The 20,914-nt window shown below is 62.2% G+C and carries 24 protein-coding genes; 11 read left to right on the top strand and 13 right to left on the bottom strand.

Annotated elements, in window-relative coordinates; translation table 11 throughout:
- Positions 1-47: 47 nt before the first annotated feature.
- Positions 48-965, bottom strand: a complete 918-nt coding sequence (locus RAC79_RS20110) for an SUMF1/EgtB/PvdO family nonheme iron enzyme (protein ID WP_374997462.1) — start codon at positions 963-965, stop codon at positions 48-50.
- Positions 966-1,071: 106 nt separating this feature from the next.
- Entirely contained in the window at positions 1,072-2,214 is a 1,143-nt protein-coding gene (nirK, locus tag RAC79_RS20105; RefSeq protein WP_065655301.1) for a copper-containing nitrite reductase, read from the bottom strand.
- Between the two features lie 236 nt (positions 2,215-2,450).
- On the opposite strand from nirK, the gene RAC79_RS20100 reads away from it, so the two are divergent.
- Positions 2,451-3,683 carry an NnrS family protein gene (locus RAC79_RS20100; RefSeq protein WP_374997461.1) on the top strand — a complete coding sequence of 411 codons (1,233 nt, stop codon included), beginning with the start codon at positions 2,451-2,453 and terminating at the stop codon, positions 3,681-3,683.
- Between the two features lie 88 nt (positions 3,684-3,771).
- On the opposite strand, the gene RAC79_RS20095 is transcribed toward RAC79_RS20100, so the two are convergent.
- From RAC79_RS20095 to RAC79_RS20060, 8 genes are all read right to left on the bottom strand, one after another.
- Positions 3,772-4,305, bottom strand: coding sequence for a DUF2249 domain-containing protein (locus RAC79_RS20095; RefSeq protein WP_078053287.1), 534 nt, complete (start codon positions 4,303-4,305; stop codon positions 3,772-3,774).
- 78 nt (positions 4,306-4,383) lie between these two features.
- Positions 4,384-4,689, bottom strand: a complete 306-nt coding sequence (locus tag RAC79_RS20090; protein WP_035257647.1) for a DUF2249 domain-containing protein — start codon at positions 4,687-4,689, stop codon at positions 4,384-4,386.
- 143 nt (positions 4,690-4,832) lie between these two features.
- The gene (locus RAC79_RS20085) at positions 4,833-6,731 is read right to left on the bottom strand and encodes a nitric oxide reductase activation protein NorD (protein WP_374997460.1); all 1,899 of its coding nucleotides are present in this window, start codon (positions 6,729-6,731) and stop codon (positions 4,833-4,835) included.
- 70 nt (positions 6,732-6,801) lie between these two features.
- Positions 6,802-7,614: a MoxR family ATPase gene (locus tag RAC79_RS20080; RefSeq protein WP_080858202.1), complete on the bottom strand. Its 813-nt coding sequence runs from the start codon at positions 7,612-7,614 to the stop codon at positions 6,802-6,804.
- 64 nt (positions 7,615-7,678) lie between these two features.
- Positions 7,679-9,025, bottom strand: a complete 1,347-nt coding sequence (locus RAC79_RS20075; RefSeq protein ID WP_374997459.1) for a cbb3-type cytochrome c oxidase subunit I — start codon at positions 9,023-9,025, stop codon at positions 7,679-7,681.
- A 24-nt stretch (positions 9,026-9,049) separates the two neighbouring features.
- Positions 9,050-9,502 (bottom strand): cytochrome c, encoded by a 453-nt coding sequence (locus RAC79_RS20070; RefSeq protein WP_003520968.1) that lies wholly within the window; start codon positions 9,500-9,502, stop codon positions 9,050-9,052.
- Between the two features lie 166 nt (positions 9,503-9,668).
- Entirely contained in the window at positions 9,669-9,959 is a 291-nt protein-coding gene (locus RAC79_RS20065; protein WP_374997458.1) for a hypothetical protein, read from the bottom strand.
- 4 nt (positions 9,960-9,963) lie between these two features.
- Positions 9,964-10,497, bottom strand: a complete 534-nt coding sequence (locus RAC79_RS20060) for a cytochrome c oxidase subunit 3 (RefSeq protein WP_174037556.1) — start codon at positions 10,495-10,497, stop codon at positions 9,964-9,966.
- A 137-nt stretch (positions 10,498-10,634) separates the two neighbouring features.
- On the opposite strand from RAC79_RS20060, the gene RAC79_RS20055 reads away from it, so the two are divergent.
- Together RAC79_RS20055 and RAC79_RS20050 are read left to right on the top strand one after the other, a co-directional pair.
- Complete coding sequence (locus RAC79_RS20055) at positions 10,635-10,790, top strand: hypothetical protein (RefSeq protein WP_003520964.1); 156 nt, start codon at positions 10,635-10,637, stop codon at positions 10,788-10,790.
- 12 nt (positions 10,791-10,802) lie between these two features.
- A complete protein-coding gene (locus tag RAC79_RS20050; protein ID WP_080857843.1) occupies positions 10,803-11,480 on the top strand; it encodes an NnrU family protein in 678 nt (225 codons plus the stop codon).
- A 4-nt stretch (positions 11,481-11,484) separates the two neighbouring features.
- Here RAC79_RS20050 and RAC79_RS20045 read toward each other — a convergent pair whose 3' ends face one another.
- The 3 genes from RAC79_RS20045 to RAC79_RS20035 are packed head-to-tail and all read right to left on the bottom strand — an operon-like array spanning position 11,485 to position 13,992.
- Complete coding sequence (locus RAC79_RS20045) at positions 11,485-12,075, bottom strand: UbiX family flavin prenyltransferase (protein WP_374997457.1); 591 nt, start codon at positions 12,073-12,075, stop codon at positions 11,485-11,487.
- A complete protein-coding gene (locus RAC79_RS20040) occupies positions 12,072-13,586 on the bottom strand; it encodes a UbiD family decarboxylase (RefSeq protein WP_374997456.1) in 1,515 nt (504 codons plus the stop codon). The genes RAC79_RS20045 and RAC79_RS20040 overlap by 4 nt, the downstream gene beginning before the upstream one ends.
- Before the next feature lie 55 nt (positions 13,587-13,641).
- Positions 13,642-13,992: a DUF488 domain-containing protein gene (locus RAC79_RS20035; RefSeq protein ID WP_374997455.1), complete on the bottom strand. Its 351-nt coding sequence runs from the start codon at positions 13,990-13,992 to the stop codon at positions 13,642-13,644.
- Positions 13,993-14,141: 149 nt separating this feature from the next.
- Here RAC79_RS20035 and RAC79_RS20030 point away from each other — a divergent pair, with 149 nt between their 5' ends.
- The 8 genes from RAC79_RS20030 (at position 14,142) to RAC79_RS19995 (ending at position 20,828) form a co-directional block, all read left to right on the top strand.
- Positions 14,142-14,657 (top strand): SCP2 domain-containing protein, encoded by a 516-nt coding sequence (locus tag RAC79_RS20030; protein ID WP_338808726.1) that lies wholly within the window; start codon positions 14,142-14,144, stop codon positions 14,655-14,657.
- Positions 14,648-15,625: a peptidase U32 family protein gene (locus RAC79_RS20025; protein WP_374997454.1), complete on the top strand. Its 978-nt coding sequence runs from the start codon at positions 14,648-14,650 to the stop codon at positions 15,623-15,625. Before RAC79_RS20030 ends, RAC79_RS20025 begins: the two co-directional genes overlap by 10 nt.
- Positions 15,626-15,630: 5 nt before the next feature.
- The gene (locus RAC79_RS20020) at positions 15,631-16,569 is read left to right on the top strand and encodes a U32 family peptidase (RefSeq protein WP_374997453.1); all 939 of its coding nucleotides are present in this window, start codon (positions 15,631-15,633) and stop codon (positions 16,567-16,569) included.
- Positions 16,566-16,949, top strand: coding sequence for a hypothetical protein (locus RAC79_RS20015; RefSeq protein WP_374997452.1), 384 nt, complete (start codon positions 16,566-16,568; stop codon positions 16,947-16,949). Before RAC79_RS20020 ends, RAC79_RS20015 begins: the two co-directional genes overlap by 4 nt.
- A 147-nt stretch (positions 16,950-17,096) precedes the next feature.
- Positions 17,097-18,080: an ABC transporter substrate-binding protein gene (locus RAC79_RS20010; protein ID WP_374997451.1), complete on the top strand. Its 984-nt coding sequence runs from the start codon at positions 17,097-17,099 to the stop codon at positions 18,078-18,080.
- A gap of 5 nt (positions 18,081-18,085) precedes the next feature.
- Positions 18,086-18,895, top strand: coding sequence for an ABC transporter permease (locus tag RAC79_RS20005; RefSeq protein WP_080857850.1), 810 nt, complete (start codon positions 18,086-18,088; stop codon positions 18,893-18,895).
- Complete coding sequence (locus tag RAC79_RS20000; protein WP_080857851.1) at positions 18,892-19,644, top strand: ATP-binding cassette domain-containing protein; 753 nt, start codon at positions 18,892-18,894, stop codon at positions 19,642-19,644. The genes RAC79_RS20005 and RAC79_RS20000 overlap by 4 nt, the downstream gene beginning before the upstream one ends.
- On the top strand, positions 19,641-20,828 hold the full coding sequence (locus RAC79_RS19995; RefSeq protein WP_374997450.1) for an NnrS family protein: 1,188 nt from the start codon (positions 19,641-19,643) through the stop codon (positions 20,826-20,828). Before RAC79_RS20000 ends, RAC79_RS19995 begins: the two co-directional genes overlap by 4 nt.
- The last annotated feature ends 86 nt before the right edge of the window (positions 20,829-20,914 follow it).

Genomic DNA, 20,914 nt, shown 5'->3' with positions numbered 1-20,914 from the left:
AGAAGATCAAATGATATGAATCAACCGATTGTTTTTATTGGCGATTATCAAGAAAACAGAGCGGTTGCGCGAAGCTTTTCGAGAAGTGGCGCATACCAGCGGGTATCCCTCACCAGCCGGAAACCCAGATTATCCGGCGGCACGCCGACGGCGCAGCCGCCGCTCTTCGGGTTCTTGACGAAGGCGCTCATCGCCGCCCGGTGTTTTCCCGAGGCGACGGGAATGCCGCAGGAGGCGACGGTATCGACTACCTCGCCATCCTTGCCGAGTGTCACGCGGCGGCTGCAACTCGAGGTCCATTCCCAGACATTGCCGCCGAAATCGGCAAGGCCATATTCGTTTTCGCCGAAGCTGCCATAGGATTGCGGAACGGGGTTGCCCGAGGCCTTGCGGCTGGTCTGCCGCTCGTAATCGGCCAGCCAGCGCAAAGCGGGGTTTTCACTATCCGCAGCCACACCGAGCGTCTCATCCGGGAAAAGCGACCCGGCAGCAAAAGCAAGTTCGACATCGCTCGGCAGGCGCCAGACCTCGCCTGTCCGCTCGCTCAGCCACTTTGCATAGGCGCGGGCGTCGTCCTGGCTGATGCCGGTTGCCGGTATCGCACCACCGACCGGCGCTGCAAAGCCGGGTTCCGGCTGCTGGCAGCCGCCTTCGGCCACGCAGCGTGCATAATCCGCGCTCGACACCTGATATTTCATGATCGTCAGATTTTGCCGCATCGCCACGTCGACCATCGGCCCATCGACAGCATAACCATTGCGGAAATATTCGCCCTCCGCCCGGTAGGTGAAATGTCCGGCGGGCACGGTGACGACCTGTGGTGCCGTCATGGCGGCGCGTGGATCGGCGCCGCTGCGGATGATCCCGGACTGGAAACCGATGGCCGTTGCCAGCAGTGTGGCAAGCGAGAGCGGGAGAAGAAGCGAGACGGCATTTGGGAAATGGCTGTTGCCGGGAATGCCCATGGGAACCTGCCTGCGTCGAGAAGACGCCAGAGTTCGGGCCTGCTTTCAGGCCGCATAGCAGAAGGGGGAGCGCGCCGCACCTGCTCGCGGCGCGCTCCGGTTTGCGTCAGATGCTCGATGGGGCAAGCACCGCCTGCATCAGGTTGTTGTTCCATTCACCCGTCACCTTGAAGTGGGCGGCCGCGCCCAGTTCGAAGGCTTCGATGAGGTTGTGGTTGACATAGGCATAGATGCCGGGCTGCTCGAAGGTATAGAAAGCCGCGCCCGCTGTGCCGCCGGGGATGAACCAGGTTTCCTGGTCAAGATCCGGCGGGTTGCGGAACTTGCCCGTCGCCCAGACATAATCGCCATGGCCACCGATGAGGTGCGGGCGGGTATCACGGTTCGCCTGCGAATGGACGATCAGCACCTTCTCGCCAACAGCGGCCTGAAGGGCGTGTTCCCCGGTCAGGGCGCCGACTGCGCCGTTGAAGACGATGTGGCTCGGCGTCAGCTTGCGCATCACCTCCAGCGTGTCGGCCATGGCGTCGCCGGCGCTTTCATATTTCTTGAAATTGCCGTTCTCGTCGCGCGGGATGTAGAAGTCCTGCTCGCCGACATAATAGACCTTGTCATAAACAAGCTCCTTGCCGTGGCCGTCCGTCAGGCCCTCTCGCGGCAACACCATGATCGCGCCATTCATGCCCGAGGTGACGTGCCAGGGCACCATGCCGGGAGGTGCGCAGTGATAGACAAAGACGCCGGCCTTGGTGGCCTTGAAGCGCAGGATCGCTTTTTCACCGGGGTTGACGATGGTGAGCCCGCCGCCGCCGAGCGCGCCGGTGGCCGAGTGGAAATCGATATTGTGCTGCAGCTCGTTGCTATCGGGATTGATGAGGGTCAGTTCGACATAGTCGTCCTGATGCACCACCATCAGAGGCCCGGGAACCGAACCGTTGAAGGTCATGGCGTGGACCTCGGTGCCCTTGTCGTCGAGGATCATCTTCTGCTCTTTGATCGTGAGCGTGAACTCGACGATCTTCGGTCCACCTTCGGCTTTCTGCGTGTGGGCGTGCACGAAGGGCGGTTTGACGAGATCAACCTTTACGCGAGGTAGCGCTGCAATCTCCGCGCTCGTCAATGGCTTGGCTGCGGCCTTCTTTTCCTCTGCCGCGCTCGCTGCCGATGGCATGATGACGGGAGCTATAGCCCCTGCAAATGCTGCGCCTGCGAGAATATTACGCCGTGTGATGTGGAAGGTTTCCGTCATCATTCTTCTCCTATCCCTCTTGGGGCAGAGCATGTTTCGCTCTGTCACGGCATTTGTAGCGGAGGGGCGGAAATACAATTTGAGATGGAGCAAACTTCGCTTTCGGCACCCTGCGACATTTTGGCAGGCGGCTGAAGGCCGGTGAGGAAGCGTCGCACCGCCTCTTTGCCTGTTCGCAAAGAAGCCGGACGGGCTTGGGTCTAGACATATGTCAAGACCAAGCAAGGAGCATTAGAATGAGTGGCAGCGAAACCGTTCTCACCCAAGGGCGCAGCCGGCCAAAGGGCGGCATTCCAAGAGGGCTGGCGCGCACCGGCCCGGTTATCTTTTCTTACGGCTTCCGGCCGTTTTTCCTCGGCGGCGCCCTCTGGGCCATCGTGGCGATGGTGTTGTGGATCGCAGCCCTTTCCGGCTTCATCGACCTCGGCGGGGATTATGGCGCACCGAACTGGCATGCCCATGAGATGCTGTTCGGTTTCGCTTCGGCAGTGCTGGCGGGCTTTCTTCTGACCGCTGTGCCGAACTGGACGGGGCGGCTGCCGGTATCGGGCAAACCGCTGGTGTGGCTGTTTGCGCTCTGGTGCGCCGGCCGGCTTTTCCTGCTTGTGCCGGACCAGGTGGGCGTGGTCACCGCCGCAGCCGTGGACGGGCTTTTCCTGCCGGCGCTTCTGGCGATCTGCGCGCGTGAGGTCATTGCCGGGCGCAAATGGAAGGACCTCAAAGTGCTGGGCGGGCTGCTGGCGCTTTCCGTCGCCAACATCGTATTCCACGTTGCAGCGATTGGGGGCGATCATAGCCAGATGGCGACCCGCCTCGCGGTCTCGGCCTACACCGTGCTTGTCATCATCGTCGGCGGCCGCATTGTGCCGAGTTTTACCCGCAACTGGCTGAACCGTTTTGGCCGCACGGATTTTCCAGTCCCCTATAACGGTTTCGACACCGCAGCCATCCTCATCGGTATCGCGGCGCTGGCCGTCTGGACAATAGAGCCCGAAAGCATCGTGGCAGTGCCAACGGCGCTTCTGGCGGCTTTCATGCACGCCGTGCGTCTTATCCGCTGGCGCGGCTGGACGACATGGCCAGAGCAGGTGCTGGTGGTGCTGCATGTCGCCTATGCCTTCATTCCCGCCGGTTTCATTACCATGGCGCTGGCGGCTCTTGACGTCATGGACACGCGTTCCGTCCTGCATGTCTTCACCGTGGGCGTCATCGGCTGCATGATGCTTGCGGTGATGACAAGAGCGAGCCTTGGCCATACCGGGCGCAAGCTCGCGGCCAGCAGGGTCACCATCGCCGCTTATGTCGCGCTGATCGCCTGCGCGCTGCTGAGACCGGCAGCCGAGTTCTTCCCCGGCGCGATGATGCATCTCTACGCTTGCTCGGCGCTCTTCTGGATCGTGGGTTTCGGTCTCTTCTGCGTTGAATATGGGGCGATCCTGATGCGCGAGCGCAAACCGCTGAAAGCCTAGATTGCTTTGTTGCGATGAGGCCAAAAAAAACGAAACGCCCCGGAAGCAATTTCCGGGGCGTTTCGTTATCGAGAGATTTGTATCCGGCTTAATGCGCGCCGGCACCGGCGCGGATGAAGATGCGAAACGCCGTGCGCGCCTCGTCGAAATTGCCGGCCCATTGATGACCCCGTGCCAGAAGCTCCGGGTAAAGAAAGGTCGGCTCCTGCGGCATCAGCACGAAGATCACGGCGCCGGGCGGAAGGCGGTCGAGTGCTGTAAGCGTGCGGCTCGCCTGGCCTTCGGCCGTTTCGTCGCTGAGATCGAGATAGATGACCGGATCGGGCCATATCTGCGGCTCCTCGGCATTGCCCGCAAGCGCCGGCGACACGGAAATCTGCTCCGCTTCAGTGGATTGCGGTGTGAACAGCACTTCCCAGTCGCCGCCGCCGATTTCCCTCACCTGATGGTCGAAACCGCGCTCTGCCATCACCTTGAACAGCGGAACGGGCCGGAAGGTGGCGTATAATCGCAGCGCCTCACCGGGAGCAAGCCCGGCCACGGCTTCCATGATGGCCGGAAAGGGCTCGCCGCCGCTCAGCAAAAGCGGCCGGACATCGAGTTCCCTGATCATTTCCGTCATTGCATAACCTCATCTGTCGGCTGGCGGCGGCAAGGGCCGGCCGCCAGAGGTCTTTTCACCACAGGGCCGGGGCAGGGGTCAATGTTCGGATCCGCAGCAGCATTCGCAGCCGGACATATCGTCTTCGGAACCTTCGGCCTGTTCTTCCAGGCGGCCGATATCGAGGCGCCAGACTTCCGGGCCCTGTTCGAGATATTCCCAGCCGAACTGGCCGGGAAAATTGGTGGCCAGCTGGTAAAGCAGCGGACGGGGGTCGTGATCGCTGGTGATCTGCAGCGATTGCCCCTCGGTCAACGCGCCGAGCGCACCGAAAATGCGCGGATGACGTTCGCGATGCGGAATGATGCGCACATCGATATTGGTTGCGGTTTGGGCTTCGGACATAGGCTGGCTCCACGGCCGCGGATGGAATGATGTCCGGCGGTGCGGCCGGCCGGCGGACTGGAAAAACCTATCCGCCGTGCCGTTGGGAGACATTGTCGCCGCGCAAACAAACCTGAGATTCGTCAGGTCCGTCTGCGCGACAATCAGCCGGCAAGGCTGCGATAGATTGCCGGCAGCGCCGATGGCAGCTTGGCGATCCTGCTGACGATGGCATAACCGTTCTGGCCGAACATGGCCGGAATATAGGATTGCGCCTTGCTGTCGACAGTCACGCCGAAGACGGCGACGCCAGAGCGTCGCGCTTCGGAGACCGCGCGGCGGCTGTCCTCGATGGCGAAGCGGCCCTCATAATGGTCGACATCGTTCGGCTTCCCGTCCGTCAGCAGCAGAAGCAGCTTGCGGCGCTCCGGCCTCTCATGCAGCTTGGCGCTAGCGTGGCGGATGGCGGGGCCGATGCGGGTGTAGAAACCGGGTTTCAGCGCCGCGATGCGCCGCTCGACAGCGTGGCCCATTGGCTCCTCGAAATCCTTCACCGTTTCCACCCGAACCCAGGAACGGCGGCGGGAGGTGAAGGTCAGGATGGAGTGACTGTCACCACAGGCGGAAAGCCCGTGCGCAAGCACCAGCAGCGCTTCCTTTTCCACATCGAGAACCCGGCGATTGTCGAACCAGGCATCGGTCGAAAGCGATACGTCAACGAGGATCGTTACGGCGAGATCATGCGCCTGCGGGCGACTAGCCATATGGATGCGGTCGCTGCCCTGTCCTCCGGCGGCGATATCGCTTCTGGCGCGCACCACGGCGTCAAGATCGAGATCGTTGCCGTCAAGCTGGGCGCGCAGCATCTCGTGGCGTGGCCGCAGCACCTCGAATTGCCGCCTGACCCGGCGGATGAGGCTTTTGGTGTCTGGGTCGGGTTCCGGTGCCGTTTCGGCATCCTTCGCCGGTCCGGCGATCACCCGGCAATGGTGGGTGAGATAGGTGCCGCTGCGATAATCCCATTCCGGATAGGTGAGCTCCGCCGTCAGCGGGGTATGGTTCAGTGCTTCGGGCGGCAGGTCCAGATCGAAGCGGAAGCGGGCGGAAGGCCGCCCTTTTCGTTCACCCAGCGTCATGTCATCCAGCTCGTCGGCTGCACTGCCATCGGCATCGTCGCTGTCGTCCCCGGGACGGTCGACATTGACCATCTCCGCCATGGCTAGGATTTTTTCGAAACGGTTGAGGATGAAGGGGCTGCGTTCGGTCTGGCGGTTCTCTGTCTTTTCGCGCACGGCGATATGACGGGCCGCTTCCGCCCCCTGTGGTGCTGCGCTCACCGCCGGCTGGTCTTCGCTTTGCCTGGCCTCGGATGTTTCGCGCAGCAGCGTGTCCGGCCAGAGCGGAACAGGCAGCATCGGCAGATAACGCGGCGGCGCTTTGGCTAGAAGACCGACGGGCGGCGGATAGCCTTCAATCCCTGCTGCATCGGCCAGCATGGAAAGCACCCGCTGTTCCACCTGCTGTTCCGCCTGCGGCAGCGGCCGCTTCTGCCGCACCGCGAGCATGGCGGCGCAAAGCCGGCGATAGCGGGTCTTCATGCCGGGAAAAGTACGGGTTACGGTCTCGGCCAGTTCCGCGGCGCGGTTGAGCCGGGCAAGATCGTTGCGCAACGGGTCGGCGGCCATGACTGGTTCAAGTGGCATCATCGCCATGGCGGCAGCGAGCCAGAGATAAAGATCGCGGTTGAGGCGCGGGTCGGGAAACAGATCGAGCACCGGGGGCAGCATCAGCGTGGCATGATCGCGGCCGGGCTGGGCAAGCTTTTCTTCGCCGAGACCCATGCGCTGGCGAAGCCTCAGCCGGTGTGTGGAGGTGCGGGCGCGCGCCGGGGCGATCTGCACCGCGTGTTCACCGCCAAAACCGCGGAAACATATGGCCAGCACGGCCTGCATGTCTTCCAGCTTCACGGCATGATCCGGGAAGCGCAGCCATGTGCCGGTTTCGCCGATCAGCCTGTGCCAGGCGCGGCCGACGGTTTCTTCCAGTTCCAGAAAGTCCAGCATGGTTTATCCTCATGGCATCGGACCGGAATGCGCGGGGCAACCGCACAACCCGGTATGGATATAAAAACGCCTATCGGATGACCGCATCCGCGACTTCGTGCAGCGCTGCCTTCACATCCGGCTCGTCGGTCAGCGGTTCGATCATCGCCGCGCGCACGGCCTGACGGGCGGGAAGGCCGGTATCGATGAGGCTGGCGCAATAAACGAGCAGGCGGGTGGAGACGCCTTCTTCCAGATCGTGGCCTTTCAGGCCGCGCAGCCGGTGGGCGAGATCGACGAGCGGCTCGACATCGCGCGCATCCAGCCCGCTTTCATGCGAAACGACGGCAATCTCCTGCTCCTTCGGCAAAAAATCGAATTCAATGGCGACGAAGCGCTGGCGGGTGCTGGGTTTCAGGCTCTTTAAAAGGTTCTGATAGCCGGGATTATAGGACACGACGAGCATGAAGCCGGAGGGCGCTTCCAGAACCTCGCCGGTGCGCTCCAGCGGCAGGATGCGACGGTCGTCGGTGAGGGGATGCAGCACAACGGCCACATCCTTGCGCGCTTCCACAATCTCATCGAGGTAACATATGCCGCCCTGGCGCACGGATCGTGTCAGCGGACCATCCATCCACACGGTTTCGCCGCCTTTCAGCAGGTAACGGCCGGTCAGATCAGCGGCGGCAAGATCGTCGTGGCATGAAACGGTGGAAAGCGGCAGGCCGAGTTTCGCTGCCATATGGCTGACGAAACGGGTCTTGCCGCAACCGGTCGGGCCTTTCAGCAGCAGCGGCAATTGCCGCACCCAGGCGCTTTCGAACAGTGTGCATTCATTGCCGAGCGGTGTGTAGAACGGCGCGTCCGGCAAAGGGTGCGGCGCGGGGCGGAAAATCGTATTCATGGTCATCTCCATGGTTGATGGTAAGGACCGGCTCTCCGGGGGAAAAGGAGAGCCGGTCCGTTTCTCATTCGGCGGGCTGCACGAGGCGGGCGACGTCGCCCTGTTTCTGCTTGCCCGGCACCAGAACTGCCCAGATGAACATGATTGCCGAAATGAGAACTGCGAAACCGGAGCCGAGGCGGATCCAGTAGAAGATCGCCAGCTGGTCCTGCACATCCATGAAGCTTTCGCCCATGACGCGCTGAAGCTGGATCTGCACCACGCCGGCAAAGGTCAGCGCGAAGGTCATGACCGACATGGCCGTGCACATGACCCAGAAGCTCGTCATCGAAAGCCACTGATTATACGGCGCGCGTTTCTTCATTTCCGGTATGGCATAGGCCATCATGGCAAGGTTCAGCATCGCATAGGCGCCGAAGAAGGCGAGGTGCCCGTGGGCGGCAGTGAGCTGCGTGCCGTGGCTGTAATAGTTCACCGAAGACAGCGTGTGCAGGAAACCCCAGACGCCGGCGCCGAAGAAGGCCATGACCGAGCAGCCGATCGACCACAGAAGCGCTGCGCGGTTCTCATGCTTGCGGCCGGCCTTCCAGGTCATGACGAAGGTGAAGATGACCATGGTGAAGAAGGGGGCCACTTCCAGCGTCGAGAACAGCGAACCGATCCACTGCCAGTAACCCGGTGCGCCGATCCAGTAATAGTGGTGGCCGGTGCCGAGAATGCCCGAGAAGAGGGCAAGGCCGACGATGACATAGAGCCATTTTTCCACCACTTCGCGGTCGATGCCGTTGAGCTTGATCATCAGGAAGGCGAGGATCGAGGCCATGATCAGTTCCCACACGCCTTCCACCCACAGATGGATGACGTACCACCAGTACATCTTGTCGAGCGCCAGGTTCATGGGGTTGTAGAAGGCGAAGAGGAAGAAGATCGCCAGACCCCAGAGGCCGAAGAGCAGGATGTTGATAACGGTGGTCTTGCGGCCCTTCAGCGCCGTCATGGTGATGTTGAACAGGAACATCAGTACGACAAGCACGATGCCGACCTTGATCGCAAAGGGCTGTTCGAGGAATTCGCGGCCTTCGTGGATGCGGAACATATATCCGACCACGGCAACCGCGGCGGCCACCAGGAAGATCCAGAACTGCGCGATGGCGAGTTTCGGGCTGTAAAGCTCGGTTTCCGTTTCTTCCGGCAGAAGATAGAAGGTCGAGCCCATGAAACCCATCAACAGCCACACGACAAGTGCATTGGTGTGGATCATGCGCACGATGTTGAAGGGCAGAAGCTCGGAAAGCGTATTGGGCAGCACGTAGATCGTGGCGGCGACGACGCCGAACAGGATCTGCGCCACGAACAGCCCGATTGCGCCGTAAAAATACAGCATGGCGACTTTTTGCGTCTGGTATTTCATCTCGTCATCTCCTTGCCGTCAGCCTCAACCCGCATCGTTCGGCGGCCAGTTCTGCGTCTTGATCCGGCTCGTCCATTCGAGGAAGTCGACGAGATCATCGAGTTCCTGTTCGGTGAGATTGAACTGCGGCATCTGGCGGCGGCCCTCGATGCCGGTGGGCTGGGCGGCCATCCAGGCCTTGATGGAATCGCGCGCCGCTTCCTTGTCTTCCACGCCGCCATAGCGCTTCCAGACATTGCCGAGTTCGGGCGCGAAATAGGCGCCTTCGCCGAGCAGCGTGTGACAGTTGATGCAGGAGTTTTTCTCCCACACATGTTTGCCGCGCGCGACGCTTTCCGTCAGCGTGCTTTCATCCGTAGAGGTGGTGCGCATGTAATAATGGCTATGGGCCGTCAGCCCGACGAATATGGCGAAGAAGAAGATGGAGCCGCCGTAAAAGACGTTTCGCGCTCCTGTTTTGGTCAGGCGTTCTGCCATGCCAATGGTCCTTTCCATCCGGAAGACCGCTTATGCGGACTGGCTTGATCGAACCCTCATGCCGGGATTTGCCAGCATGCTTCGGGTCTCGCCCCTTTCTAGCCGCTGGCCGCCGGCGTTCTTTGCCATTTGGCAAACAAGTGGAGAGGTGGTGTGGTCCGCCTTTTCAGAGCGACAAAATCCCCTGCAGGAACGCCCGCAACAGGGCTGCGGCGGCAAAGATGGCCAGCCATGCCAGAAGTGCTGTGCGCAGCAGGCCACGCTCTTCGTCAAAACCCAGAAAATCGTCGATGACGCGTCTGGATTTCAGAAGCGCGAAAAGCAGCATCAGGCAGGCGGCGGCGACCGGCGGCAGAAGCGCCGCTTTCCACGATGTCACGACGGCCGTACCGGCGAGAACGAGAATGGCGAGTGCTGCAAAACTTCTCGCAAGCTGGCGGGAGGTGCGGTGGATCATGATGTCAAACCAGATAAATAACGGGAAAAATGACGATCCAGACGAGATCGATCACATGCCACAGCGTCGTCACCAGCGTGACGTTCTCGTTTTTCGGGAAGACTGCGACCAGAAACAGCAGCACGGCCACGAAGACGACATGCAGCAGGTGGAAGCCGGTGAGCAGGAAATAGAGCTCGAAGAATGCGCCATGGGCGGGATCGGAGGCGAAGGCGATTTCGGTGGAGTATTCATAGAGTTTTACGCCGACGAAAGCGAAGCCCAGCAGGCCGGCAAGCGCGAGCGCCCGCCTTCTTCCCGGCAGCGCGGTGTAGCGGCTGGCCGCGACGGCCGCCTGCCAGCCGCTTGCCAGTAAAATCAGTGTGTTGAGGCCGGCAAGTTGGGGCTGCAGATGTTGGCGCGCGGCGGCGAAGGCCTCGGGATTGAGGGCGAAGGCGATGATGAATGCGCCTGTCAGCGCGCCGAAAGCGGCAAGTTCGCTCCAGACCAGAATCCACAAAAGCAGGTTTCCGCTTTCCTCTTCCGTATTTATCGCCATGGTCTTGTCCGTAATTGTAAAACAGCAAGCCACGCTTAGGCGTCCTCAAACCCCGCTTCTTTGCGGTCGGTCAAAGAAGGGAGCGTGCAAAGCCCTATTGTCATGACAAAGCGCAACTCTGGAAAATGGAGCTTCCCATGAACGACGCGCAGGTCGGGCTGATTGTCGCAACCCCTATTATCATTGGCTTTGCGGTGCTGTTGTACCGTATGGGTGTGTTGCAGCGCATGGGTGCGGTCTCCGCCGTGCTTGCCTCCGTGGCCATTGCTTCTGTGCTGTTCCTGAACCAGTGAGAAGGCAGTCGCATGCTTGAACTTGTCGCCGCTCTTTCGCTTTTCGTGGCGCTGCATTCCATTCCCGCCGTGCCTGCCGTGCGCGGCCGGCTGATTGCGACCATCGGCAGGCCCGCCTATTTCGGGGCTTATTCCGTGGTCTCGCTTCTGACGCTGGGCTGGGTATTTTATGCCGCGCTGTCGGTCGATTATATTCCGCTTTGGGATGTCGCGCCCTGGCAGGCGCATGTCACGTTTCTCGCTGCACCAATTGGCCTGTTTTTCGTGCTGGCTGGCCTTTTCAGCGTCAATCCGCTTTCCATTTCCGTGCGGCAGGGAGATAGACCGGGGGCAATCGTGCGCATCACGCGGCACCCGGTACTCGTCGGCTTTCTATGCTGGTCGTTGGGGCATGTCGTGCCGAATGGCGATCTGCGCTCCGTCATCCTGTTCGGCGGCTTTGCACTGTTTTCGCTCGGCGGAATGGCCATGACCGAAAAACGCGCGCGGAAAAGACTGGGTAATGCATGGAGCGCGGCGGCTGCTAAAAATGCAACGATCCCTTTCGCAGCAATCCTATCAGGCAAAACGCGTCTCGTCGTGGACGGGCCGATGCTGTTAGCCGCAGCGCTGACAGGGTTGACGGTGTGGTGGCTGCTGGCCGGCGGCCATGCCGCGCTCTTTGGTGCTGACCCGATGGCCTATCTTTGATGGCTCACGACGTCTTCACCATATGCGGCTGCCATATCGGCGCCTGCGGCGCGGAAGCGATGCCGAGCTGGTCGATGGCGCGGGCGGCGAGCTGGTCGACAATATCGTTGACGCTTTGCGGCCTGTTATAAAAGGCCGGCACCGGCGGCATGACGATCGCACCTGCCTCCGTCACCGTGCACATGTTGCGCAGATGGATGATATGCAGCGGCGTCTCGCGCGTCATCAGCACAAGTTTCCGACGTTCTTTCAAATGCACATCGGCGGCGCGGGTGAGGAGATTGTCCGAAAGCCCGGTTGCAATGGCCGCAAGTGTGCGCATGGAGCAGGGGGCGACGATCATGCCGGCCGTCGGGAAGGAGCCGCTGGCAATCGCAGCGCCGATATCGTCGATGGCGTGATTGAAGCCGGCGAGCGACAACATCCGCCCCATGGCTTGCGCCCCTTCCTCATGCAACACGGTGCGTCTGGCGGATTGCGACAGGACGAGATGGATTTCGACGCTTTTCATCCCGGCAAGGCGCTCGATAATGCGCAGGGCGATGCCGGCGCCCGAGGCGCCGGTGACGCCGACCACGACGCGGCACGGGATCATGGCCGGTCTCCAAGGCCGAGATCACGCCACATCAGATCGACTTTCGCGATCACGTCAGGCGTCATGGATAGCACGCGGCCCCATTCGCGCTCCGTTTCCGGCGGCAGCTTGCGGGTGGCGTCCAGCCCCATCTTGCCGCCGAGACCGGCTTTAGGAGAGGCGAAGTCGAGATAATCGATGGGCGTATCGTTGATGATCGTTGCATCGCGCGAGGCGTCGAAGCGGGTGGAGAGCGCCCAGATGACATCCGCCCAGTTGCGCACATTGATGTCGCGATCGACCAGAATGATGAGCTTTACATAGCTGAACTGCGGCAACATCGACCAGAGCCCCATCATCACCCGCTTTGTCTGCCCCGGGTAACGCTTGTCGATGGAGGCGACCATGATGCGGTAGGAACAGGCCTCCGGCGGCATCCACAGATCGACGATTTCCGTAAACTGCTTTTTCACGAGCGGCAGGAAAATCTCGAGCATGGCCTCGCCGAGAACAGAAGGCTCATCCGGCGGCCGGCCGGTATAGGTGGAAAGATAGATCGGATCGCGACGCATGGTGATGGCCGAGAGCGTCATGACCGGAAAGGATTCGACCGAATTATAATAGCCGGTATGGTCGCCATAGGGGCCTTCGAGTGCCGTTTCCGTTGCCGAAACGGTGCCCTCCAGCACGATCTCGGCATTGGCCGGCACCGGCATCGGCACGGTTAAAGCTTTTGCGATGCGGCTTTTCGAGCCGCGCAGCAGGCCGGAGAAGCCAAGCTCGCTGATATGGTCGGGAAGCGGCATCACGGCGGAAAGAATGGTGGCGGGATCGGCCCCAATGGCGACGGTAACGGGCATATCCAGCCCGCGCGCACGCCACAACCGGTGGTGATGCGCGCCGCCGCGATGCGCCAGCCAGCGCATGATCACCCTGTCCGGTCCCAACACCTGCATGCGGTAGATGCCGACATTGATATCGTCGGGATCGTCAGGCGAACGGGTGATAACCAGCGGCCAGGTGATGAGCGGGGCCGGCTCGCCCGGCCAGCACCATTGCACCGGCAGGCGGGCAAGATCGACTGCTTCACCCGTCAGCACCTTCTCCTGCACCGGCGCGCGCGAGACGTTTCGTGGCCGCATGGAAAGTGCTGCTCTCAGAAGAGGTAGCTTACCCCACGCTTCCGCCATGGATTTCGGCGGCCGTGGCTCGCGTAATTCGGCGAGCTTTTGTCCAAGTGCGGGCAGGCCGCCAGTCTCCACCCCGAGCCCCCACTCGATGCGCCGTCGCGTGCCAAACAGATTGGCAAGCAGCGGCATTTCCCGCACCTTGCCCTCATGGTCGACGGGTTGCTCGAACAGCAGCGCCGGCCCGCCACCGGCAAGCACGCGGCGGTGGATTTCGGTGATTTCGTGCACCAGCGATACCGGCTGGCGGATTCGCCGCAGCTGCCCACGTTCTTCCAGCAACCGGATGAAACCGTGCAGATCGGCGGTGCGGACGGGTCTCGTTTCTGTTTCTTCGTCTCTCATGCCGCCTGTTTGCAGGCGCCAGTGCGGCATGTCCTTGCGCTGCCGCAAATGCGGCTCAGTGCGAACGAAGATAGTCGGCGAGAACCAGGGCGTGGTTGTGTTCGGTATCGTGGGCGGCATAAAGCAGCGTGACCCGGCCCTTCGCCATCAGCTCCTTCATGTGTGCCACGGCATCGGGATTGGCGGAAAGCTCCTCATGATAATGCCGGGTGAATTCCTCAAAGCGAGACGGCATATGGGAGAAGTTCTTGCGCAATTCGTTGCTGGGCGCGATGTCCTTCATCCACAGGGAAAGCTTTGCATTTTCCTTGCTCATGCCGCGCGGCCAGAGCCGGTCCACCAGAATGCGCGCGCCGTCATCGTCGCTGGCGGGTTCGTAAATCCGTTTGACCCTTAAATCGGACACGGGCGGCCTCCATCGCTTGGCAAGTGAATGAATTATAGCGGCTTTTGTGAAGGCGCACCCGAAAATTTCCCTGTCTTTGCGTTCGCTCAAACCGCCATCCGCGCGCTGCGGTTAGGTTGCCGCCCGCAACTGAGCCGACAGGACCTTCCATGAGACCTTTTCCCGCCGCCATCGCCCGCCCCATGAATTTCCTGCCCATTGCCGTGGTGCAGCGAGCGACGGCGGCGATGCTGGCGCAGATCATGAAGCGGCATCCGGATGTGTTCGTCCGGCTCGGTGAACATCGTGGCAAGCGCTACGCCTTTCTGCCCGTCGATCTCCCCTTCGCCTTCATGGTCGAGCCGGCAGGTCCCGCCATCACCGTCAGCCGCAAGGCCCACTTGCCGAAGGTGGATGCGGCGGTGGAAGGGCCGCTTTTCATGCTGCTTGCGCTGATGGAGGGGCGGCAGGATGCCGATGCGCTGTTCTTCTCGCGCGATCTCAGCGTCACCGGCGACATGGAGGCGATGCTGGCGCTACGCAATGCGCTTGACGATAGCGGCATCGATCTGCCGCGCGATCTCGGTGCATTTGCCGGGCCTTTCGCGCCAATGGTAACGGGCCTTGCGAACCGCCTGCGCGGCCATGTTCTATCCGAAACACGGGGAGGTGAGGCATGGAACTGATCTGTCCTGCAGGAACGCCCGCCGCCTTTCGCGAGGCCGTGGATGCCGGGGCGGATGCGGTCTATTGCGGGTTTCGGGATGAAACCAATGCCCGCAACTTCCCCGGCCTTAATTTTTCCCGCGAGGAACTCGCTGAGGCCATCGTTTACGCGAAAAAGCGCGGTGTCCAGACCTTCGTGGCGCTCAACACCTTCATGCGCGCCGGGCATGAGGATATCTGGTATCGCAGCGCGGCCGATGCGGTTAAGGCGGGGGCGGACGCGCTTATCCTTGCCGATTTCGGCCTGATGGCGCATGTGGCGGAACATCATCCGCAGCAGCGTATCCACGTCTCCGTGCAGGCCTCCGCCTCCAATGCGGACGCGGTGAATTTCCTCGTCGATGCCTTCGGCGCGAAACGCGTGGTGCTGCCGCGCACCCTGACTATCCCCGACATCGCCCGGCTGGCGCGGCAAATCCGCTGTGAGATCGAAATCTTCGTGTTCGGCGGTCTCTGCGTCATGGCGGAGGGACGCTGCTCGCTCTCGTCTTACGCCACAGGCAAGTCACCCAACATGAACGGCGTCTGCTCGCCGGCAAGCCACGTCCGCTACCGGCAGGACGGGCAGGCGCTGGTGTCGGAACTTGGCGATTACACCATCAACCGTTTTCCGGCCGGCGAGGCGGCGGGTTACCCCACGCTGTGCAAGGGCCGTTTCGAGATCGCCGATGACAGGTCCTATGCCTTTGAGGATCCGGTGTCGCTTGATGTGATGGACCAGATCGATGCCTTGCGCGAGGCAGGGGTCAGCGCGCTGAAGATCGAGGGCCGCCAGCGCGGCAAGGCCTATGTGGCGGAAGTGGTTTCCACCCTGCACCGGGCGCTGGCCGCCGGTGCGGAGGAGCGTGGCAGGCTGCTTTCCCGCCTGCGGCTCCTGAGCGAAGGCCAGCGCACTACCGTCGGCGCTTATGAGAAACGCTGGAGATGACGGCGATGGCAAAACCCGCAAAAGCCACATTGGCGCTCGGCCCGGTCCTCTATCTCTGGCAGGGGGAGAAATGGCGCGATTTCTATTTCCGCATCGCCGATGAAGCGCCCGTCAGCCATGTCTATCTCGGTGAAACCGTCTGCTCCAAACGGTTTCATTTCACCGAGCCGCATCTGGCAGAGGTGATCGAGCGGCTGGAAAGTGCGGGAAAACAGGTGATCCTCTCGACGCTTTCGCTGGTGACGCTGGAGCGGGAAAGCCGCCACCTGCGAGGCCTGATCGCCGATAGTCCCTATCCCGTCGAGGCGAACGATCTTTCCGCGCTCGGCATGTTGCACGGCACGCCGCATGTCGTCGGGCCAATGGTGAATGTCTATAATGCCGCGACCGCGCGGTTGCTGTCGTCTCGCGGCGCGAGCGCCATATGCCTGCCGCCGGAACTGCCGATGAACTCGGTGGAGCGCATCGTGGCGCAGACGCCTGATGTGGACTTCGAGATCTTCGCCTTCGGCCGCCTGCCGCTCGCCATTTCGGCGCGCTGCGCCCATGCCCGCGCCAAGGGCAATATCAAGGATAATTGCCAGTTCGTTTGCGGCGACGATCCGGATGGATTGCCGGTACGCACGCTCGACCGGCAGTCGTTTCTGGCGCTGAACGGCGTGCAGACGGTGTCGCATACCTGCCAGTCGCTGCTTGGCGAATTGCAGGATCTGGCCGCCGCCGGCATTTCCCGCTTCCGGCTGTCGCCGCAGGACTGCGACATGGTTGCGGTGGCGCAAATCCATGACGATGTTCTGGCCGGCAGGCGGGAGGCGGAGGACGGTGTTGCACGTCTCGGACAAATCTATCTGGACGTGCCCTTTTCCAATGGTTTTCACCACGGGCAGGAAGGGGCGGCCTGGATCGCCCGTGCCCGCAACACGGCGCACGGGGTGAATGCATGACGACGAACGGGCAAAGCGAGCAAACGCTGCCCGCAGCGGCACCGGGCGGAGCGGATATCGCGGCGGCAATCCATCTGGTGCGCGATATTGTCTTGCAGAGCGCGCTTGATTGCAGCTGCCGCGACAGGGTGCACGAGGCGCTGCGCGAACTCGAGGATTTCGAGCGCCAGCGCAATATCGTCAAGCTTCTGGCCGCCGCCCGCGAGGAGCGTCGCAAGATCGCGCTCTTGACCGAGATGCTCTGCGATTTCGCCGAAGACGACACGGTGGATCAAGGCGTGGTTGAAACCGCAAGCCTGATGTTTCTCGATATCGCCGCCGCCGCTCAGGAGGGCTCGCGGCTCCTGCGGGACGCGCTCTCACTCAAGAAGGGTGAATAATCCCTGTTTTTGGCCCTGTTTGATCCTGCGCAAAGAGCGGGCGCTTGCAAAATGTCATTTCCGGGGTGGTGACGCGCCGGGATCGGAAAACGGTCTGAGCGGGCGTCACGCGCATCATGGCGCTTCCGGCGCGAAAGGATCAGGACCATGGCCCATCTCACCCGTCGTCAGGCTCTTTCGGCCTTTTCCGGGCTCGCGGTCGCGACACTTGCCGCACCGCATGTTGCGAAGGCGGAAGCGCCGCTCACCTTTTATGGCCCTCCGGCCGCACCGTCGGCCGTGCTGGCCCATGCGGTAAAGGGCGGGTTCCTGAAGGATGTCGCACCCGGCGCCGTTTTCAAAGTCTGGAGAACGCCGGATGAAATGCGCGCCGCCGTCGCCTCCGGCTCCATGGGGGCGGTGGTGATGCCGAGCTACGGCGTCGCCAATCTCCATAATCGCGGTCTCGGCCTTGGGCTGTTGAACGTGCTGACCACGGGCCTGCTCTATATCGTTTCGAAAGACGGGACGCTGAACTCCCTGCAAAGCCTTTCCGGCAAGACCCTCGCTTTGCCGTTCAAGAACGACATGCCCGATTTCGTGCTGCGCCGCCTTGTTGCCGAAAACGGCCTGAAGCCCGGCGACATCAAGCTGGAATATGCCGCCTCGCCGCCTGAAGCCGTGCAATTGCTGCTGACGGGACGGGTGGATGCCGCCCTGCTGAGCGAGCCGGCCGCGACCGCCGTGCTCATCAAGGCGAAGTCTTTTTTCATGACCGTCCATCGCACCATCGATATCCAGCGGGAATGGGCGAAGGTGGCCGGCAAGGCTGAAATTCCGCAGGCTGGCCTCGCCTTGACATCGCCGGTCCAGCAAAAACTCGGCAGGGCCGGCATCGAGGCTTTGCAGGACGCCATGGAGACGGCGCTTGCCAGCGCCGTAGCCGATCCGAAGGCGGCGGCCGCTGTGGCCGCCGATGCCTTGGGTTTCCCGCCGGAAATCATCGCCGCCTCCTTTCCGACAAGTCATCTGTGCGCCCTGAAGGCGAGCGCTGCGCGCGCCGATCTCGAGGCGTTCTACGATGAGCTTGCCAGGGCCGACCCGGCAATCATCGGCGGCCGGCGGCCGGATGACGGGTTTTATCTGGTGTAGCAGGCATGAACCGCATTCTCGAAAGTCTTGGCTGGATGGGCCGCTATCTGTGGGCGGGCTGGGCCGGGCTTTCAGGCATTTTCTGTTTTCTCGCCGCCTGGCAGGCCGGGCATGAGATTTATGGCTCCTTCATCCTGCCTTCACCGGGGGAGACCTTCGCGGCAATGGGGCTTTTGGCGGCGCGGCCGGATTTCTTCGCCATCCTGTCGCAGAGCGCCGTCAGGGCCCTGACCGGCTTTGCCATCGCGGCCGGCATCGGCACGGTGGCGGGCGTGCTGGCGGGCTATTCCTTCGCGTCCATGCGGTTGATGAAGCCTGTCGTCACCGTTCTGCTCGGCGTGCCGCCCATCGGCTGGATCGTGCTGGCGCTCATCTGGTTCGGCTCGTCCGGCGGCACGGCTGTCATGACCGTCATCATCGCCTCGGCCCCCGTGTCCTTTGCCGGTGCGCTGGAAGGTGTCGCCAAGCGGGACCGTCAGCTGGAGGTGATGGCGCAGGCTTTCGGCGCTCCGTGGTTTTACCGGCTGCGCACCGTCACCATGCCGCATGTGCTCTCCTACCTCTTCCCGGCCTGGACGACGACGGCGGGAAGCGCGTGGAAAGTAACCGTCATGGCCGAGCTCCTTTCGAATTCCGGCGGGATTGGCGGCGAACTGGCCACCGCACGTGCGCTGTTCGACATCGCGCAGGTCAGCGCCTGGCTCGCCATCACCGTCGCGCTGGCGCTGCTCACCGATTACGGCCTGCTGCATCTGCTGCGCGAGGCGCTGGAACGCTGGCGCGCCGCCGGGTTGCCATGGGGTGTCAAGCGATGAGCGACCGTTCCATCCTGCGTTTCGAACATGTCGGCCACGCCTTTCTCGGCCGCAGCCTGTTCGAGAATTTCGATCTCGGCATAGCGCCGGGGGAAACCGTGGCGCTGCTCGGCCCCTCCGGCAGCGGCAAGACAACGATTTTACAGATCGCAGCCGGTATCATCGATCCTGTTCGCGGCCGCGTGCACCGCCATTATCGCCGGCAGGGTCTGGTGTTTCAGGAGCCGAGGCTGCTGCCGTGGATGACATTGATCGACAATATCGCCTACGGCCTTGCGGCGGCCGGCATGCCGAAACGGGAGCGGCGCGAAAGGGCGGGCCTTTTTGCGCTGGAGGTCGGTCTGGAGGTGGCTGATTTCGGCAAATATCCGGTGGAACTCTCCGGCGGCATGCGCCAGCGCGCGGGCGTTGCGCGGGCGCTCGCCGTGGAGCCGGACATGCTGTTTCTGGATGAGCCCTTCAGCGCCGTCGATGTCGGCCTGCGCCGTCATTTGCAGGAGCTTCTGGTGGGCGCCGCCCGTCGGCGCGGTTTTTCCACGCTTCTCGTCACCCATGATCTTCATGAGGCGTTGCTTGTTGCCGACAGGCTGATCGTGCTCTCCGGCGTCGATGGCCGAGTCGTTGCCGCGCATAAGCCCGCGGGTGCGCCGGGCCGGCGCATGGCGCGTGCGGTTTTCGACGAAGCGGAGCGCCTGTCCGAGAGCCCGGCCTTCGCCGAATTATTTTCAGCAAAGGAGCGTGTGCGATGAGGCAGCCCCCCATCCTTTCAGAAGCCCTACGGCTGTTTTTCCCTCTGGCCGTCCTGCACGGCGCGGGCTGGCCCTTCCTGTGGATCGTCATTGGTGGTTATGCCCTGCCTTTCGCCGATGCGGTGCCTGCATCGCAATGGCATGCCCATGAAATGATCTTCGGCACCTATGGCATGGCGCTTGCCGGTTTCCTTGGCTCGGCGGTGCCGGAATGGACGGATACGAAGCCGGCGCAGGGACGAACGCTGCTTCATCTCGCCGGTCTCTGGCTGCCGGGCCGCCTTATCGGCCTTCTCGGGATGGAGGCAGGGAGCCTGTTTGCAGGTTTTTTCGATCTCGCCTTTCTGCTCGCGCTCTCTGTTCTCATCGGCAGGGCGATGCTGGCGCGGCGCACGATGAAACACCTGGTGTTCCTTATCTGGCTTCTTCTGTTTACGGCGGCTGAAGCGGGTGTGCGTTATGCCTGGTGGAGCGGCGATCTCGAACTTGCAGCCCGCTTGCTGGAAGCGGCGCTGTGCATTTTTACCGTGCTGTTTTCGCTTTCCGCCGCGCGTATCAATGTGGTCGTCATCAATCTGGCGCTCGATCCGAGCGGCGAGACCACGCCTTACCGGCCTCATCCCGGCCGCCAGCATATGGCGGGCGCCATGGTGACGCTTTACATGGCGGCGATACTTTTCTTTCCGCAAAGCGATGTCTGCGCCTGGCTTTCGCTTGCGGCTGGCGCCGCCTTTTTCGACCGGCTGGCCGAATGGTTCATCGGGCGTGCCGTCTTCAAGACCGAGGTGCTGTTGCTTGGCCTCGGCAACGCCTTTGCGGGCGCGGGTTTTCTGGCGCTCGGCGCGACACGGCTCGGTTTTTCCGTCACGCCCGCCGCGGGGCTGCATCTGTTGTCGGTCGGGGCGCTGGGATGCGCCATCATGGCCGTCTTCATCATTGCCGGGCTGCGGCATACGGGCCGCAATCTGACGCATCTGCCATGGCAGGCGCATGTGGCCGCCCTTCTGATGGCGATGGCCGGGCTGGTGCGCATCCTGCCGGAATTCGATTTTGCCGCAACATTATCGCCCTATCACCATGGCCTCAGCGCCGCTTTGTGGGCGGCGAGCTTCTGGGTCTGGTTGCAGGGCTTCGTGCCTTTCATGCGCGCGCCTGGCATCGATGAGGCGGGCGCATGCGGATGAGACAGACCTTGCCCCGCTGCGCCGACATCACTGCTCCGACGAGTTTGTTTATTTTTTCGGCAAAAGCACAATGTGAAATCAGTGGC

Source organism: Agrobacterium sp. LR_9, from assembly GCF_041954855.1.
Taxonomy (GTDB): domain Bacteria; phylum Pseudomonadota; class Alphaproteobacteria; order Rhizobiales; family Rhizobiaceae; genus Agrobacterium; species Agrobacterium leguminum.
The sequence above is the reverse complement of the archived record's forward strand: the minus strand, read 5'-3'. Positions and strand labels throughout refer to the sequence as shown.